Origin of the sequence: Halosimplex carlsbadense 2-9-1 (assembly GCF_000337455.1) — an archaeon.
Taxonomy (GTDB): domain Archaea; phylum Halobacteriota; class Halobacteria; order Halobacteriales; family Haloarculaceae; genus Halosimplex; species Halosimplex carlsbadense.
Window position 1 is genome coordinate 1 of sequence record NZ_AOIU01000035.1, and the last position, 15670, is coordinate 15670.

15 protein-coding genes are annotated in these 15670 nt (G+C 69.1%); 4 read left to right on the plus strand and 11 right to left on the minus strand.

Translation table 11 applies throughout. The features are described from left to right. Window positions 1-133: 133 nt before the first annotated feature. The 3 genes from C475_RS16020 to C475_RS16030 all read right to left on the minus strand — a co-directional run bounded on the left by C475_RS16020 (window position 134) and on the right by C475_RS16030 (window position 2340). Window positions 134-595 carry a VOC family protein gene (locus C475_RS16020; protein WP_006884906.1) on the minus strand — a complete coding sequence of 154 codons (462 nt, stop codon included), beginning with the start codon at window positions 593-595 and terminating at the stop codon, window positions 134-136. Between the two features lie 131 nt (window positions 596-726). Beyond that, window positions 727-1047 (minus strand): hypothetical protein, encoded by a 321-nt coding sequence (locus C475_RS16025; RefSeq protein WP_006884907.1) that lies wholly within the window; start codon window positions 1045-1047, stop codon window positions 727-729. A gap of 105 nt (window positions 1048-1152) precedes the next feature. After that, entirely contained in the window at window positions 1153-2340 is a 1188-nt protein-coding gene (locus C475_RS16030) for a hypothetical protein (RefSeq protein WP_006884908.1), read from the minus strand. 148 nt (window positions 2341-2488) lie between these two features. On the opposite strand from C475_RS16030, the gene C475_RS16035 reads away from it, so the two are divergent. Next, a complete protein-coding gene (locus C475_RS16035) occupies window positions 2489-2722 on the plus strand; it encodes a DUF2249 domain-containing protein (protein WP_006884909.1) in 234 nt (77 codons plus the stop codon). Continuing rightward, entirely contained in the window at window positions 2719-3012 is a 294-nt protein-coding gene (locus C475_RS16040; protein WP_006884910.1) for a cupin domain-containing protein, read from the plus strand. The genes C475_RS16035 and C475_RS16040 overlap by 4 nt, the downstream gene beginning before the upstream one ends. Before the next feature lie 49 nt (window positions 3013-3061). Here the strand turns inward: C475_RS16040 and C475_RS16045 are convergent, their stop codons facing one another. The 8 genes from C475_RS16045 to C475_RS16080 all read right to left on the minus strand — a co-directional run bounded on the left by C475_RS16045 (window position 3062) and on the right by C475_RS16080 (window position 11896). Then, on the minus strand, window positions 3062-3376 hold the full coding sequence (locus C475_RS16045) for a glutamyl-tRNA reductase (RefSeq protein WP_006884911.1): 315 nt from the start codon (window positions 3374-3376) through the stop codon (window positions 3062-3064). A 32-nt stretch (window positions 3377-3408) separates the two neighbouring features. Continuing rightward, on the minus strand, window positions 3409-3681 hold the full coding sequence (locus tag C475_RS16050) for a DUF2249 domain-containing protein (protein WP_006884912.1): 273 nt from the start codon (window positions 3679-3681) through the stop codon (window positions 3409-3411). A gap of 85 nt (window positions 3682-3766) precedes the next feature. Further along, window positions 3767-4825 (minus strand): TrmB family transcriptional regulator, encoded by a 1059-nt coding sequence (locus C475_RS16055; protein WP_006884913.1) that lies wholly within the window; start codon window positions 4823-4825, stop codon window positions 3767-3769. Between the two features lie 87 nt (window positions 4826-4912). Continuing rightward, complete coding sequence (locus tag C475_RS16060; RefSeq protein ID WP_006884914.1) at window positions 4913-5110, minus strand: hypothetical protein; 198 nt, start codon at window positions 5108-5110, stop codon at window positions 4913-4915. Window positions 5111-5231: 121 nt separating this feature from the next. Continuing rightward, complete coding sequence (locus C475_RS16065; RefSeq protein WP_006884915.1) at window positions 5232-7517, minus strand: ABC transporter ATP-binding protein; 2286 nt, start codon at window positions 7515-7517, stop codon at window positions 5232-5234. Window position 7518: 1 nt separating this feature from the next. Next, window positions 7519-8904, minus strand: coding sequence for an ABC transporter permease (locus C475_RS16070; protein WP_152436464.1), 1386 nt, complete (start codon window positions 8902-8904; stop codon window positions 7519-7521). Beyond that, window positions 8891-9904: an ABC transporter permease gene (locus C475_RS16075; protein WP_006884917.1), complete on the minus strand. Its 1014-nt coding sequence runs from the start codon at window positions 9902-9904 to the stop codon at window positions 8891-8893. Before C475_RS16075 ends, C475_RS16070 begins: the two co-directional genes overlap by 14 nt. A 72-nt stretch (window positions 9905-9976) precedes the next feature. Beyond that, a complete protein-coding gene (locus C475_RS16080) occupies window positions 9977-11896 on the minus strand; it encodes an ABC transporter substrate-binding protein (RefSeq protein ID WP_006884918.1) in 1920 nt (639 codons plus the stop codon). A gap of 260 nt (window positions 11897-12156) precedes the next feature. Here C475_RS16080 and C475_RS16085 point away from each other — a divergent pair, with 260 nt between their 5' ends. After that, complete coding sequence (locus C475_RS16085) at window positions 12157-13938, plus strand: glycoside hydrolase family 13 protein (protein ID WP_006884919.1); 1782 nt, start codon at window positions 12157-12159, stop codon at window positions 13936-13938. After that, a complete protein-coding gene (locus C475_RS16090; RefSeq protein WP_006884920.1) occupies window positions 13935-15626 on the plus strand; it encodes a glycoside hydrolase family 13 protein in 1692 nt (563 codons plus the stop codon). Before C475_RS16085 ends, C475_RS16090 begins: the two co-directional genes overlap by 4 nt. Window positions 15627-15670: the final 44 nt, after the last annotated feature.

Below are 15670 nucleotides of genomic sequence, written 5' to 3' on the forward strand. Positions count from 1 at the left end.
CGGCCGCGAGCGCGACGAGCGCGGCGATCAGTCTGGTTCGTTCCATACCCGAACCGCCGCCCCAGACAGGCAAGGGTCTTGTCGTGGCTCAAACGGGTCTTTGACAGCCACGCGGTTCGACGGAGTCGGGACCTCACTCCGGCGCCATTCCCTTCTCGGCGAGTTCCGCGCGGGCCGACTCGCTCTTGTCCAGGTCGAGGCCCATCCCGTCGAGGACGGCCCCGGCCTTTGTGAACTGCACGCCGTCGTACTGGACGACCTGGATCCGGTTGCCCCACGGGTCCCGGAAGTCCAGGCCGGCGGTGGCGATCCGTTCGACGCCCTCGGCTTCGAGGCGCCGTTCGACGACGTCGGCGTCGTCGACGACGAGCCCGAAGTGCCGGTGGTCGTCGGTCGTCCGACCGGCGTCGTCGGCGTCCTCGGTCAGCGCGAGGAACTGGTCCCCCATGTCGAGGAACACCGCCGAGTCGGTCCGGCCGCGCACCTCGAAGTCGAATATCGAGCCGTAGAACTCGCGGGCTTCCTCGGTGTCGCCCACCGACAGCGCGACGTGGTTGATACCGACCATCCGGGCGCGTTCGCCGTCGTCACTCATGACTGGCCGTTCGAGCCCCAGCCCAATCAACGCGAGGGGGAACCCGGAGGACCGATCAGTCGTCGGTCGCGAGCGCCGTCTCGCGCTGGCGTTCGAACCAGGCCCACTCGCGGCGTGCTGGTCGGTCTCCTTCAGGTCCCACGGGTCGCCGTCGGCCCTTCGAGCCACGACTGGACCAGGTTCCAGACGAAGACGATCTGGCGGAACGCGAGGACGGCGAAGGCGCCGTACATGAGCCCGATGTCCCTGTGGTCGACCGTCGTCAGCCAGCGAACGATGCCGCTCGGTTCGTGCGCGCGTTCCTCGCCGGCCACGTAGCCGCCGCCGGCGCCACCGCGGCCGACGACCGGCGTGTACGACCGCCAGTCCTCCAGTCGCACGACCCAGACGAACACGCCCAGCAGAAACGCCGCCGTCAGCCCCGACAGCGTCAGTGTCGCGATATCGGCCATGTGGCGGGGGTGTTCACAGTCCCGGCCCCTGGATTTTCCCGGGAACGTGTTCGGACCGTTTTCCCGTCACGCGACGCGGGGTGCCAGCGCGGTGTCGAGCGGGCGCTACGCCCGGGCACGCTGGACGAACACACCGAGGACGAGGTAGGCGTAGGCGACCGCGCCGGCGAGCGCGAGCGCCCGGCCCGCGGTCGGGGCGAGCGCGACCGGAACCGCGACACCGAGGAGTTCGAGGCCCAGCCCGCCCGCGATCAGGCCCATCGAAGCGAGCGCGAGGTCGTCGCCGGCGCCAGGGAACCGCCCGACCGTCGGCGGATAGAACTGGAACGTGACGCCGAGTATCGACAGCCCGAGGAAGCCGAGCAGATTCAGCCGGTAGTGGGCGGCGACCAGCGCCGGATCGACCGCGCCGAAGGCGAACGAGAGCCCGAGCGCGACCGCGAGGAGGCCGAACCCGACCCCCAGTAGCGGCCCGTGGAACCCCACGCGGTCGCGGTCGCTGGCGCGATAGAGACCGACGTAGGTCACGGCGAATCCGACGACTGCGACGGCTTCGAGGACGGCGCCCGCCCGGAAGACCGGACCGGCGGACAGCCCCGCGGCCAGGAGGACGGGACCGAGCGCTCCCGGTGGCAGGACGGCCCACGGCGCCCACGCCGGGAGGTCGGTGACGAGGAACCGCGGGAGGAGTCTGAAGCCGACGGCGAACAGCAAGAGCGCGGCACCGCCCGCCGCGAGCAGGTGCGTCGCGCGCGGCGGGTAGCCGTCGAGCAAGGTGGGGAGCGCCGTCACGCGGACGGCCAGCGTCTCCCACGAGCCGACGGCGAGGTAGGCGAAGACGACGGGGACGAACAGGTTCGCGGCGCGGTCGACCGGCCGCCGGTCGGCGTTGTGGTCGCCCGTTCCGGTTTCGGCGCCGGCGAGGTTGTCCCTGAGCGTCCGGGCGAGCGTCGCGAGGAAGACCGCGGCGCCGGCCGCCCACGCCGTCGCGCCGGCGGCTTCGACCACGGCCGGTACTTGGGCCAGCGGTGCCAGGGCGAGTCCGGTCGTCCCGAGGACGGCCAGCGGCAGGTGGACCGCGGGCGCCCCCTCCCAGGCCAGCGCCCGGTCGAAGTACGACGGGACCAGCGAGTACGCCTTCCCGAAAACGACGCTCAGGACGAAGCCATAGAGGCCGAGCGCGACGGTCGTCCGTCGCGGGAGCCCCGCGACGGCGGCCGCTTGCCAGACGACGAGCCAGCAGACGCCGCTGGCCACGAGCGCCCGCGACCACCGCGAGAGCGTCGCCGACATACCACCGAATCGGCCGCTCGTCCCCTCAATCTGGTGGCGAACGGAGTCGGTTCGGCGGCGAACGCGCTCGACCGTTCGCGCGGCCGACCCGTCGACCGAACACGTTCGGCAGAATCGGCAGGGATGGGCGCGTCGAAGGTTCGGACGCATGCCAGCGACTACGCTCGACATCCGCGACGTGCCGCCGCCGGAGCGCCACCCGATGATCCACGAGGCCTTCCAGGACCTGGCGAGCGGCGAGACGCTGCGGATCGTCAACGACCACGAACCGAAGCCGCTGTTCTACGAGTTCCAGGCCGAGGTCGAAGCGTTCGACGCCGAGAACTACGCGGTCGAACGGCGCGACACCGACGAGTTCGTCGCCGACCTCCCGAAGGAATGAGCGAGGTCGTCCACCTCCCCGACCGCGAGGGCGACGGCCGCGGCGTCCTCTTCGAGGGCGCGCCGAAGACGGTCCGGCTCGCCCTCGACGCCGGCGACCGCGTCCCGCCCCACCGACACCCCGACACGGAGATCGTCTGCTACGTCGTCGACGGCGAGGTCGAGATGACCCTCGGCGACGAGACGGTCGATCTGGCGGCCGGCGACGCCGCTCGCTTCTCCGGCGACCAGGACATCTCGCCGAAGGCCCGCGAGGACAGCGTCGCGCTACTCGTCCTCGCCGAGAGGTGAGCGAGCGGTCAGCGGTTCTGTTTCTCTCACGCCGGGCACGCGAAAAGAGTCAATCTCCGAACAGCGAGAGCGCCGTCTCGACGGTCTCGGGGTCGTGTTCGCCGTCGTCGGCCGCCGCCCGCAGGCTCCGCTCCGGGGAAGACAGCAGGCGAGCCACGAGCCGGTCGGCCAGGCGCTCGACGGCCGCGCGCTCCGCCGCCGAGCAGTCGCCCCGGGCGTCGAGCTTCGCGAGCGCCGTCTCGACCTCGCGGTCCCGTATCTCGGCGCCGCGTTCGTGGATCGCCGCGAGCGCCTCGTCCGCGTCCTCGGCTCCCGAGTCGGAGCGGTCGGCGTCTTCGGAAGCGCCGCTGGCGCATGATTCCATGCCTTCAGCAGCGGACGCGGGCGAGGTGCCGGTCATGACCGCCAGATCGTGGTGACCGTGGCCTCGTCGCGCTCGACGGTCGCGTACTCGTAGCCGCGGTCGTCGAGCTTCGGGTAGAGGTGCTGTGGCGCGCGGTCGTTCAGCTGGACGAGCAGCGTCTCGTCGTCGAGTTCGACCAGCCGTTCGAGCGTGTTCGCCAGCGGCTTCGGCGGCCCCAGGTCGCGCACGTCCAGCGTCTCTCTGGGGCCCTCGGCAGGGGCACCGGTCTCGGCGACGACCGCCTCGACGTTCAGTCCCGTGGACATGGGCGGACGTAGGGCGGCGACGCTCCCAGGGGTTGCGCCGAACGTGTTCGGACGGTCGACCCCGCGAGAAGCGTCGGGACCGCGACTACTCGTCAATCGGGCGCAGCGTCACGACTTTGCCCTCGTACTCCTCGATGAACGAGCCGGGGCCGCCGACGCTGACCTCGCCGGCGTCGGTCTCCAGGTAGAGGCTGGTCTCCAGCGTGTAGTCGTTGGTCGACGGCTCGACGAACGCCTGGCGGACCTGGCTGACCCGGCCGGCGATCTCCGGGCCCTCGTCGGTCTTGACGACGGCCTCCAGCTCCGCGCCCTCGCGGCGGTGGAGGACCGCCTCCAGCACTGAGTGGCGGAACCACTCGAAGGTCCGGGGGAGGTCGCCGGGCTCGCGGACGTGAACCTCCGTCGCCGCCGGCCAGTACGCGCCGAAGTACAGCCCAACGATCGCCCCGGCGAGGTTGTCCTGCGTGACGGTGACCGCCTCCTTGTCGACGTGGGTGCCCGAGAGAATGCCCGAGTGGCCGATCATCGCCGCCTCGTCGTCGGCGGCGTACATGAACGGCAGGCTCTCCGACCACGAGCGGACGACCGCGGCCGTCTCGGCGAGCCCCAGCTCGTCGGCGTCGATGTCCGCCATCCCGCCGACGAGGAGGAAAACGAGCACGCCGCGGTCGACGGCGTCCCGCAGTTCCGGCTCGATGTCATCGTAGGAGTGGCCCGGGACCGCCACGAGCACCTCGTGTTCGGCCTCCGAGATCCCCTTTCGCAGTCGCTTGACCGCCGTCTCGCGCGCCTTGATGATCTGGATCTCCGGGGTCTGGGGCTCGGTCTCGTTGAATCGGCTCTCCAGCGTGGGCGTGATCGACTCCAGGCGGCCCGACAGCGCGTCGATGGCCTCCTGGGGCGGCAACGCGCGGATAGTCGTCGGCGAGGCGTGGTCGTTGACCACGACGAGGTTGCGGTCCTCCAGCCGCTCGGCGATGTTGTACACCGCCCGCTGGGTCACGTCCGCCGCCTCCGCGACCGTCCGCACCGTCGTCTCGCCCTGTTCGAGGATCGCCAGGTAGGTGTCTATCTCCGTGTCCGAGAAGCCGAACACGTTCAGCTCGTCCCTGAGCGTCCCGTCGTCTATCCGTTCGTCGGTCATGATATCGGTTCGTTGAACGCTATCACGTTTGGTAGTTCCTCTTGCACGTTCGCTCGGCCCGTTCCCGCCCTCCACCGCCTCTGCCGCTCACCACAGGTCCTCGAAGGGGTCCCAGTCGGCCCGGATGAACGCCGCCGACGCGACGAAGATCACCGCCAGCATCGCGAAGCTCACGACCGAGATCAGGAACGTCCCGGTGCCCCGCTCGATGAACGGGATCGCCAGGATCAGAAACCCCAGCAACACGGCGCTCGCGGTCAGGAACGCGCGCCAGACTGTGGTCACACCCTCGTCCTCCGTACACGGTGATCGACGCGGGGGAACTTCAGCGTCCCGCCCCCGCTCCGACCGGCCGGGCCGCCGCATGTCAGAGCGGCCCGGGATCGAGCGGGCGGGACCGCCATCGTCAGTCCCCTGCGCCCGGCGACTCCGCCGCGTCGACGCCGTCGAGCGGCTGGCTCGACCAGTAGTGGTGGTTCGGGTTCGCCCGGTGGCACGCGACCGCGCGCTCGTCGGGCGTCGACTCCGTCTCGCCCAGTTCGGGCGCCTCGCTCACGCAGGCCTCGCGGGCCTCCGGACAGCGGGTGTGGAACCGACAGCCCGTCGGCGGGTCCACCGGGTCCGGGATGTCGATCGACCGGACCGGCGGCTCGGTCATCTCCTGGTCGCTCGGGTCGAGGTTCGCCGTCGCCCAGCGCAGCACCTTCGTGTAGGGGTGCTGGGGGTCGTTCAGCACCTCGTCGGGCGGGCCGACCTCGACGAGTTCGCCGAGGTACATGATCCCGATGCGGCCGTCGGCCTTCTCCGCGAGATAGCGGGCGTTCGACAGCGTATGCGAGATGAAGACGAAAGAAGTGTTGAACTGCTCCTGCAGTTCGAGCAGGAGGTCCATCGTCTCCACCCGCAGGGACACGTCCAGCGCCGAGACGGCCTCGTCGGCGAGGATCACGTCCGGGTTCATCAACAGCGCCCGCACGAGCGCCACCCGCTGTTGTTCCCCGCCCGAGAGCTGGTGGGGGAAGCGGTTAGCGTAGTCCTCGGGCGGTTGCATCCCGACCCGATCGAGCAGCGCGTAGATGCGCGCCCGGCGGTCCTCGGTCGACAGGTCCGGGTCCCAGCGCTTCAGCGGCGCCTCCAGCGACGTGACGACCTTCTGGTTGGGGTTCAGCGACGCGCCGGGGTCCTGGTGGATGATCTGCAGCGCCCGGCGGATGTCGCCGAACTCGATGCCGGGGTTGCCGACGCGGTCTTTGGCGTCCCAGACGTTCTGGCCGCGGTAGGTAACGGTGCCCTCGGTGGGCCGCTGGACGCCGATGATCGCTTTGCCCAGCGTCGTCTTCCCGCAGCCGGACTCGCCGACCAGCGCCAGCACGTCGTTTTCGGGGATGTCGATGCTCACGTCGTCGACCGCCTGGACCGTCTCCGGCTCGCCGGTCAGCGAGTCGAGCAGCCCCTGTTCCTCCTCGAAGTGGATCGACACGTCGTCCAGCGAGACGACCGTCTCGTCGTCGGGCGCGGCGAGCGCGTCGCCGCCGGTCGCACCGCCGGCCGCGAAGGCGTCGTCGGCGTCGGTCGCCGTGTCGGCCTCCTCGACCGCCGCGGTGACCGACGCCACGTCGAACGGAACCGCTTCGTCGGCGCGTTCGTGGTGGAAACACGCCGAGCGCTGGTCCGTTCCGGCGTCGAACCACTCCGGTTTCTCCTCGTGGCAGCGCTCGTCGGCCAGCGGACACCGCGGCGCGTAGTGGCAGCCGTTCGGGACGTGCGCCGGATTCGGCGCCGTCCCCTCGATGGGTTTCATCGTGTCGAGCGGCGCGTCGAGGTTGGGCACCGCCTTCAGCAGCGCCCTGGTGTACGGATGGGCGGAGTCGCGGACGATCCGCTCGCTCGGCCCCACCTCCGCCAGCTCGAACGCGTAGAGGATGGCCAGTCGGTCGGCCAGCCCCGCGACCAGCGGCAGGTCGTGCGTGATGAACAGGATCGACAGCTCGTACTTCTCCTTGATGTCGTCGAGCAAGGAGAGGATGGACCGCTGCATCAAGAGATCCAGCGCGGCGGTCGGCTCGTCCATCAACAGCACGTCCGGTTCGAGGATCAGCGACAGGGCGATCAGCGCCCGCTGGCTCATCCCGCCCGACAGCTCGTGGGCGTAGGCGTTCAGCACCCGCTCGGGGTCGAGATACAGGTCAGAGAGGAGCTGGCGGGCCCGCTCCATGCCCTCCTCGACGTCGTAGTCGTGGGCCTTCAGCGTCTCCTCGAAGTGCCCGCCGATGGTCATCGTGGGGTTGAACGAGGAGAGGGCGCCCTGGAAGACCATCGAGACCTCCTCCCAGCGGAACTGCTTGAGGTCGTCGCCCGAAAGATCGAGGACGTGGACCGGGTCGGCGTTCTTCGAGGAGTAGTAGCGCACGTCGCCGGTGGTGATCCCGGGCTCCTCGACGGCGTCCATCATCGCGTTGGCGAGCATGGACTTGCCCGACCCGGACTCGCCGACGCAGCCGAGGATCTCCCCGCGGCGCAGGTCGAGGCTCACGTCGTCGAGCACCATCGCGTCGCGGGACTGCAGGTCGTAGGTGACGCTGACGTTGCGGACCTCGACGATCGGGTCGTCGGTGGCCGAAGCGGTCTGGTCGCGGCTCCGCGAGGAGCCGTCGGAGTCGGTGCCGGTCGTGCCGTCGCGCGTGCTTGCCATGTCAGAGTCCTCCCTCGTGGACGTTCGGGTCGACCGTTCTGGGACCGCCGTCGTCGTCGTCTCCGTCGTCCTCGACAGTCTTGGCGTGGCGGGCCCGAACCCGCGGGTTGAACACGCGGTCGGCGCCCTGCGCGAGCAGGGTCAGTCCGAGCGCGAGGACGATGATCGTCACCATCGGGACCAGCAGCCAGTGGAACGCGGCCGGCGAGGAGGTCGCCCCCGCGCGGTTGACGGCCGCGTTCATCATGACGCCCCAGTTGTTGCTGGTGTACGGCAGGACGCCGAGGAAGTACAGCCCGACCGCCCCGAAGATGACCGCGCGGGCCTGTCGGACGAAGTTCATCGAGATGTACGGCATCAGGTTCGGGACGATGTCGCTGCCGATGATCTTCGGCGTCCCGATGCCCATGATCCGCGAGGCTTCGACGTACTCGGCGTCGCGCAGCGTCAGCACCTGCGAGCGGATCGCGCGTGCGAGGCCCGCCCAGGCGTTGATCGTGATGAGGATCCCGATGACGATCGGGTTGCCCTCGATCTGCAGCACCGCCGCGAGGACGATCGTCAGCGGCAGCCCCGGGATGGTCATCATCACGTCGGTGATCGTCATCAGGACGCTGTCGACGCGCCCGCCCTTGTAGCCGGCGAGCGTGCCGGTCGCCGTCCCGAGGACGACCGTGAACACCGCGCCCGCGGTGATCATCAACAGCATCGCGGGCGTCGCGTAGACGAGCTGCGAGAGGATGTCGATACCGGAGGCGGTCGTCCCGAACGGATGCTGCAGCGTCCGGAACGCCCCGACCAGTCGCTCGCCCTGGTTCGGGGAGGGCTCGGCGACGAGTCGCGGCCCGACGATGCCCATGAACAGGTACAGCGCGACGACGACGACGCCGAAGCGGGCCCGCCAGTCGTCCCAGACGATCCGGGCCGGGGCGAGTATCTTCTCCTCGAACCACTGCCGGCGGCGTTCGCTCTCGGTGAGCGTCACGTCGGCCATCTGCTCGAACTCGGAGACGCCGTCCGGTCCCCGACCCGCGGTCGGGCGGCCCGCCTCGCCGCCGTCGGCGCGTAGCTCCGAGGACTGGTCGGTCGAGTCTCCGTCGGCCGCCGGGAGCCGGCCCTTCCAGGCGTGCCCGGAGACGGCCGGCCGCGACGGGCCGGACTCGTCGTCCGTCCCGGTGACCGTCTCCGGGTCGATGGCGTCGTCGTTGCCCGCGACCGCGTCGAGGGCGGGGTCGGAGTCGGGCTCGTCGTCGGAATCGTCCCGCTCGCGGCTCGCTCCGTTCGCGGGTCGCTCCGCTCCCCGCTCGGCGTCACGAGGGGCGTTGCCCCTCGCGCTCTCCGCTCGCGTTTCCGAGCCGCTTCGCGGCTCGCCATCAGTAGGACTCACGGGAAGCACCTCCTCTTGCGCGCGGGTCGAGTACCCCGTAGGTCAGGTCGGCGATGGTGATGCCGATGACCATGGCGACGGTGATGAGGATGAACCCGCCCATCATCAGCGGGTAGTCGCGGGCGCTGATGGCCTGGATCAGATAGAAGCCCACGCCCGGGTACGCGAAGATGTTCTCGATGATGACCGCGCCGCCGAAGACGGTCCCGATGGCGATCATCAGGCCGGTGTACATCGGCAAGATGGCGTTGCGAGCGACGTACCGCAGCGCGATGCGGCGCGTCGAGAGCCCGCGCAGACGGGCGACCCGGAGGTAGTCCTCCCCGAGGACGCGGATGGCGTTGCCCCGCATCGACAGCGCCCACCCGCCGAAGCCGACGATCGCCATCGACGCGATCGGCATCACGCCGTGATAGAGGGCGCTCGCGAGGAAGCGGAGTTGGTCCTGCTGTGGGTCGATCGCCGAGTTATACCGCCCGCCGGTCGGGAAGATCTGGTAGCGGTAGCCCAGGTACGCGACGAGCAACAGCGCGACGACGTACCCCGGCGTCGAGTTGAGGACGAGCCCGACGCCGGTGCTCCCGACGTCGAACGTCGAGCCCTCCTTGTAGGCCATGACCGCGCCCAGCGAGACGCCGACGGTGAAGGCCAGGAACAGCGCCGAGGCCGTCAGGAAGACCGTCCACGGGATCGCCGGGCCGATGATGCTCGCGACGGGGTCGCCGTACCAGACCGACTGGCCGAAATCGCCCTGCACGAGGCCGACCATGTAGTCGACGTACTGGAGGTACACCGGCTCGTCGGGGTTGATCCCCGACTGGGCCTCGATGCGCCTGTTGATGGCCTCCGGCGACAGGCTGCTGCCCCCCTGCTCCATGATCTGCGCGCGGAGGTAATCCATCGGTCCCCCCGGCAAGAGCCTGATGAGGGCGAAGCTGAACGACACCACCGCGAAGATGGTGAACACCGACTGTCCGATGCGTTTGACGAAGTATTTCATGTGTGAAACCGGTTTGCCGCGTCGCCCGTCAGCTCCACCGCCGCGCGACTGGAGCGGTCAGTCGAGTGGAGTTCATTCCTGTGGGGTGGCGAGGTCGGAGATGTACCCGTCCGGGGCGATGGTCTCCGAGTCGCGCAGGTCCTCGTGCAGGATCGGTGCCTCGTACTCGGTCGGGACGTTCCAGTAGTCCGTGGCGTCCCCGCTCCGGTAGATCCAGTCGAAGTGGAAGTACGGGTGGGTGTGGTCGTAGGAGGCCCATCCCTGCAGGGCGAGCTTGAAGTCGCCCTCGACGTAGTCGCCGCCCCAGTAGGTCGCCGAGTCCTGCATGATCGGCTCGGACTCGATACCGAAGTCCTGGAGGTGCGAGACGATGGTCTGGACGCCCGAGACCCAGTCGGAGAAGCCGGCGGGCCCCTTGATCGGGAGCGAGAGCGCCTCGCCGTCCTTCTGCCAGGTGCCGTTCTGCTTCTCGTAGCCGGCGTCGCGGAGCAGTTCCGCGGCCCGCTCGGTGCGCTTCTCGGCGCGGCCGTAGGTGTCGAACTCGTCGGCGACGCCGTCGAGCCAGTGACCCTCGATCTGGTCGTTGAACTCGCCGGTCAGCCCGCTCGGGTAGGTGACCGCGACCTTCGACCCGGTGCCCGCTGCGGAGTTGCCGGCGGCGTCCTCGCGGTTGATGACGTTGGCGACCGCTTTCCGCACGCGCACGTCGTTCACCGGTTCCTTGTCGTGGTTGAAGACGATCCCCATCCCCCAGTGACGGGAGACCAGCGCGGTCTGCATGTGGTCGGGCAGCCGCCGGGTCTGGTTCTGGGGCATGAACAGCGTCGCCGAGCCGTCGGTCTCGCCGTTGATGAGCGAGCTCCACCGGCCGGAGTTCTGCGGTTTGTACAGGTACTCCGCCTCGGAGAAGTTGATGTTGTCCGCGTCGGGGTGGTCCTCGTACTTCGAGACGAGCGTCCGCTGGCTGTCGGCGTCCTCCCACTGGAAGGGACCGTTGCCGATCGGCTCGGCGTCGGTGAACTCCGTCAGCTCGCCCAGCGCCGACGACCGCTCCTCCTCGCTCTCGGCCTCGTCGAGCGCCGTCACGTACTCGCCGTACACCTCGTCGTACGCGCGCAGCCGCGTCGGCGCCAGCAGCGACAGCAGGATGTCCTCGTTGACCGGCTGTTCGAGCGTGACCTCGACGGTCTTGTCGCCGGTCGCCTGCACGCGGTCGGGGACCGCGTTCATGTCGCCCTCCGGCAGGACGTACGGGCCGATCCCGCCGCCGCCGGCGCTGTTGTACAGGTCCAGCTTGATGTGGTTGGCCACGTCCGTCCCGGTGACGGGCTCGCCGTCGTGCCAGGTCTGGCCCTCGCGGACCGAGAGCGTCAGCGTCGACTCGTCGACCGACCAGTCGCTGATCACGTAGGGGTGGTACTCGCGAGTGGCGACGTTGTACCGCATGAACCGGTCGAAGATCATCCGGCGGGCCTCGCCGTCGTTCGTCCCGTTCCAGACGTTGTACTGGGAGTCGGCGGGGACGGCCCACTGGGCGAGGGTCAGCCGCTCGTCGTCGGCGCCCTCCTTCAGCGTCCAGTCGCCGGTCCGCGGGAGCCAGCTCGTCGGCCAGTACACCTGCATCTTCTCGCTGTCGGCCGAGGGCACGTTCCAGTCGTCGGTCGCCTGGAACGACTGGGCCAGCTTCTCCATGATCGGCAACACCGGCAGCGTCTGGTTCGTGACGTAGGCGAGTTCCTGAATCGTCGCCATCGACGTGCTGTCGAACCCTTCCGGCGTGGCGGTCGACTCCGGCGTCCCGGACCCGCCGTCGCCACCGTCCGAGCCGTCGCTCCCGTCGGAGCCACCGTCGCCCTGTGTGTCCGTTTCCACTGCCGACTGTCCACCGCAGCCCGCGAGGCCCGTCGCGGCGCCCGTCACACCGAGCAGCTGCATCATCCGCCGGCGCGACATGGGCGTCCCGTTCGACCCGTGGTTCTGGTTGTCAGACATCGCTCGTTCAAGACCATGACAGACTACCCAATAAAACTTTGGTTGAACAGCTTCTTCAACATCCTCGTCAGAATTAAGTGAGTCGTTCCAGTCAGTATTTGTCGAGCGGAGTCCGCGCCGGACTTCCGGACACCAGCCATGAAACGCATCCAATCGATACGACGTGATAAGCGAATCGCCGGACCCAAGCGGGACGGTACCGCGACTCACTCGGCGCTCTCGGTGCCCTCCGCGAGGCCTCGACGGGACGGTGACCGGCGATGAGCGGCGTCGCCGACGACGAGCGCGCCTGGTGGAAAGAGGCGACCGTCTACCAGGTCTACCCGAAGAGTTTCGACGACAGCGACGGCGACGGCGTCGGCGACCTCCCGGGGTTGATCGACCGCGTCGACTACATCGACGAGCTGGACGTCGACGCCGTCTGGCTCAACCCCGTCTACGAGTCGCCACAGGCCGACAACGGCTACGACATCGCCGATTACCGGGCTATCGACGACGCCTACGGCGACATGAGCGACTGGGAACAGTTGCGCGACGAACTCCACGAACGCGGCGTTCGGCTGATCATGGACCTGGTCGTCAACCACACCTCCGACGAACACGAGTGGTTCCAGCGCTCCCGCCGCGAGGTGCGCGAGTACGCCGACTACTACCACTGGGTCGAGAGCGAGCCCGACGAACCGCCCAACGACTGGGAGTCGGTGTTCGGCGGCCCCGCGTGGTCCTGGGACGACGAGCGCGAGGCGTGGTATCTCCACCTGTTCGACGAGAAACAGCCGGACCTGAACTGGGCCAATCCAGACGTTCGCGAGTCGGTCTACGACATGATGGCGTGGTGGCTCTCGAAGGGCATCGACGGCTTCCGCATGGACGTGATCAACCTGGTCTCCAAGGCCGAGGGGTACCCCGACGGCGGCCCCGACTCGGACGGTGCGGAGCACTTCATGAACGGCCCGCGCGTCCACGAGTACGTCGGCGAGATGGTCGATGAGGTCCTCGACGACGAGGCGGTGCTGGCGGTCGGCGAGACGCCTGGCGTCTCCGTCGACGACGCCCGGCGGTACGTCGGCGAAGACGGCGACGGGCTCTCTTTGCTCTTCCAGTTCGAGCACGTCACCTTCGACCACGGCGAGCACAAGTTCGACGCCGACGAGCCCGACCTCGTCGAGTTCAAGGAGATCCTCGCCAAGTGGCAGGACGGGCTCGCCGACGACGGCTGGAACTCGCTGTACCTCAACAACCACGACCAGCCCCGCATGGTCTCTCGGTTCGGGAACGACGAGGCGTACCGCCGCAAGTCGGCGAAGCTCCTGGGCACCCTCACTCACACGCTCGGCGGGACCCCGTTCGTCTACCAGGGCGAGGAGATCGGGATGACGAACGCGCCGTTCGAATCCCGCGAGGACCTGCGTGACGTGGAAGTCCGCAACTACGTCGAATCGGCCGTCGACGACGACGACGGCCACGCCGACAGCTACGAGGACGTGCGAGAGGCCGTCGAGGCGATGGGGCGCGACAACGCCCGCACGCCGATGCAGTGGGCCGACGACGACCACGCCGGCTTCACCGACGGCGAGCCGTGGATCGACGCCAATCCGAACTACACCGAAGTCAACGTCGAGCGCGCCCGCGCGGACCCCGACTCGGTGTTGCAGTACTACCGCGACCTGGCCGCCCTCCGCGACCGCGACCTGCTCGTCTACGGCGACTTCGAGCTGCTCGTCCCTGACCATCCCAACCTGTTCGCGTACACACGCACGCTCGCTCGGGAGCGCGACGACGAGTCGGGGACGGCGGCGAACGCCACCGACGCTCCCGCACGCGAGCGCGCGCTGGTCGTCCTGAACTTCGACGACGAGCCGACGAGCTTCGAGGTGCCCCCAGACATGACCGTCGACGGCCTCGAACTCGCGCTCGCCAACGGCGAGGTCCCCGCGGTCCCGGGACGGACCCTCGATCTGGGCCCGTGGGAGGCGCGAGTCTACCTGACGCCCGCGCTCGACGGATCGACCACCGACGCGACCACGAGGACCGACCGATGACACAGCAACGACAGACCCAGGAGGCACGTATCGACCGCGAGTGGTGGAAAGAGGCCGTCGTCTACCAGGTCTACCCGCGGAGTTTCAACGACAGCGACGGCGACGGGATCGGCGACATCCCCGGCGTCACCGAGCGCGTCGACTACCTCGACGAGCTGGGCGTCGACGTGGTGTGGCTCTCGCCGGTCTACGACTCCCCGAACCACGACAACGGCTACGACATCCGGGACTACCGGGCGATCAACGAGGAGTTCGGCGACATGGCCGACTGGGAGCGGTTGCGCGACGAACTCCACGACCGGGACATGAAGCTTATCATGGACCTGGTCGTCAACCACACCTCCAACGAACACGAGTGGTTCCAGCGCTCCCGCCGCGAGGAGGGCGAGTACGCCGACTACTACCACTGGGTCGAGGGCGAGCCCGACGAACCGCCCAACGACTGGGAGTCGCTGTTCGGCGGCCCCGCGTGGTCCTGGGACGACGAGCGCGAGGCGTGGTACCTCCACGTGTTCAACGAGAACCAGCCGGACCTGAACTGGCGCAACCCGGAGGTTCGCGAGGCGGTCAAAGAGATCGTCACCTGGTGGGTCGAGCGGGGCATCGACGGCTTCCGCATGGACGCGATCAGCCACCTCTCGAAGCCCGAGGGCTACCCCGCGGGCGACCCCGACGAGCCCGGGCCGCTGGGGTCGGAGCACTACACCTTCGGCCCGCGGCTGGGCGAGTACCTCGACGAACTCGGCGAGGTCGTCCCCGAGGGGGCGATGTCCGCCGGCGAGATGGGCGGCGCCGACGCCGTCGACGCCCGGGAGTTCGTCCAGCGCGGCGACTGCCTGGACATGGTGTTCCACTTCGACCACCTCGACGTCGACCAGGCCGACGACTGGACCGACGACAACTGGGGCGAGTGGAGCCTCCCCGAGTTCAAGCAGCTGATGACCCGCAACCAGCGGGAGGTCGCCGCGAAGGCCTGGGAGGCCCTGTTCCTCGGCAACCACGACCACCCGCGGATCGTCTCGCGGTTCGGCGACGACTCGTCCCGCCGGCGCTCGGCGAAGTGCATCGCCACCTTCCTGCTGACGATGCGGGGCACCCCCTACCTCTACCAGGGCCAGGAACTCGGGATGACCAACAGCGAGTTCGAGAGCCTCGACGAGATCGACGACGCGATGACGGTCGGTATCGTCGAGGACATGCTCGAGGCGGGGACCGTCGACGCCTTCGACGACGTGCGCGAGGCCGTCAACTACCGCAGCCGCGACCACGCCCGTACGCCGATGCAGTGGGCCGACGCCGACGGCGCGGACTTCTCCGAGGGCGACCCGTGGCTCCCCGTCAACGACAACTACGCCGAGGTCAACGCCGCCGCCGCCCGCGCCGACGAGGCATCGGTCTTCCACCACTACCGCCGGCTGATCGACCTCCGGGACGACAACCCGGTGTTCGTCTACGGCGACTACGACCTCCTCGTCCCCGACGACGAGCAGTTCTACGCGTTCACCCGCGAACTCGACGGCGAGCGCCGACTGATCGTCTGCAACTGGTCCGACGAGTCGGCGACCTTCGAGCCGGCGGAGTTCGAGGCGGACGGCGCCGAACTCCTCGTGACCAACTACGACGACGCACCGGACGACCCCGTCGGCGCGACCTTCCGCCCGTTCGAGGCCGTCGTCTACGCGTACTGACGCTCGCGACCGAGGCCCGCTCCGGCCCGACCGCCTCGGGCCCG

Coding starts and splice junctions, on each gene's coding strand:
- C475_RS16020 (WP_006884906.1), bottom strand. CDS start 595: ATGAGTGACGACGGCGAACGCGCCCGGATGGTCGGTATCAACCACGTC.
- C475_RS16025 (WP_006884907.1), bottom strand. CDS start 1,047: ATGGCCGATATCGCGACACTGACGCTGTCGGGGCTGACGGCGGCGTTT.
- C475_RS16030 (WP_006884908.1), bottom strand. CDS start 2,340: ATGTCGGCGACGCTCTCGCGGTGGTCGCGGGCGCTCGTGGCCAGCGGC.
- C475_RS16035 (WP_006884909.1), top strand. CDS start 2,489: ATGCCAGCGACTACGCTCGACATCCGCGACGTGCCGCCGCCGGAGCGC.
- C475_RS16040 (WP_006884910.1), top strand. CDS start 2,719: ATGAGCGAGGTCGTCCACCTCCCCGACCGCGAGGGCGACGGCCGCGGC.
- C475_RS16045 (WP_006884911.1), bottom strand. CDS start 3,376: ATGGAATCATGCGCCAGCGGCGCTTCCGAAGACGCCGACCGCTCCGAC.
- C475_RS16050 (WP_006884912.1), bottom strand. CDS start 3,681: ATGTCCACGGGACTGAACGTCGAGGCGGTCGTCGCCGAGACCGGTGCC.
- C475_RS16055 (WP_006884913.1), bottom strand. CDS start 4,825: ATGACCGACGAACGGATAGACGACGGGACGCTCAGGGACGAGCTGAAC.
- C475_RS16065 (WP_006884915.1), bottom strand. CDS start 7,517: ATGGCAAGCACGCGCGACGGCACGACCGGCACCGACTCCGACGGCTCC.
- C475_RS16075 (WP_006884917.1), bottom strand. CDS start 9,904: ATGAAATACTTCGTCAAACGCATCGGACAGTCGGTGTTCACCATCTTC.
- C475_RS16080 (WP_006884918.1), bottom strand. CDS start 11,896: ATGTCTGACAACCAGAACCACGGGTCGAACGGGACGCCCATGTCGCGC.
- C475_RS16085 (WP_006884919.1), top strand. CDS start 12,157: ATGAGCGGCGTCGCCGACGACGAGCGCGCCTGGTGGAAAGAGGCGACC.
- C475_RS16090 (WP_006884920.1), top strand. CDS start 13,935: ATGACACAGCAACGACAGACCCAGGAGGCACGTATCGACCGCGAGTGG.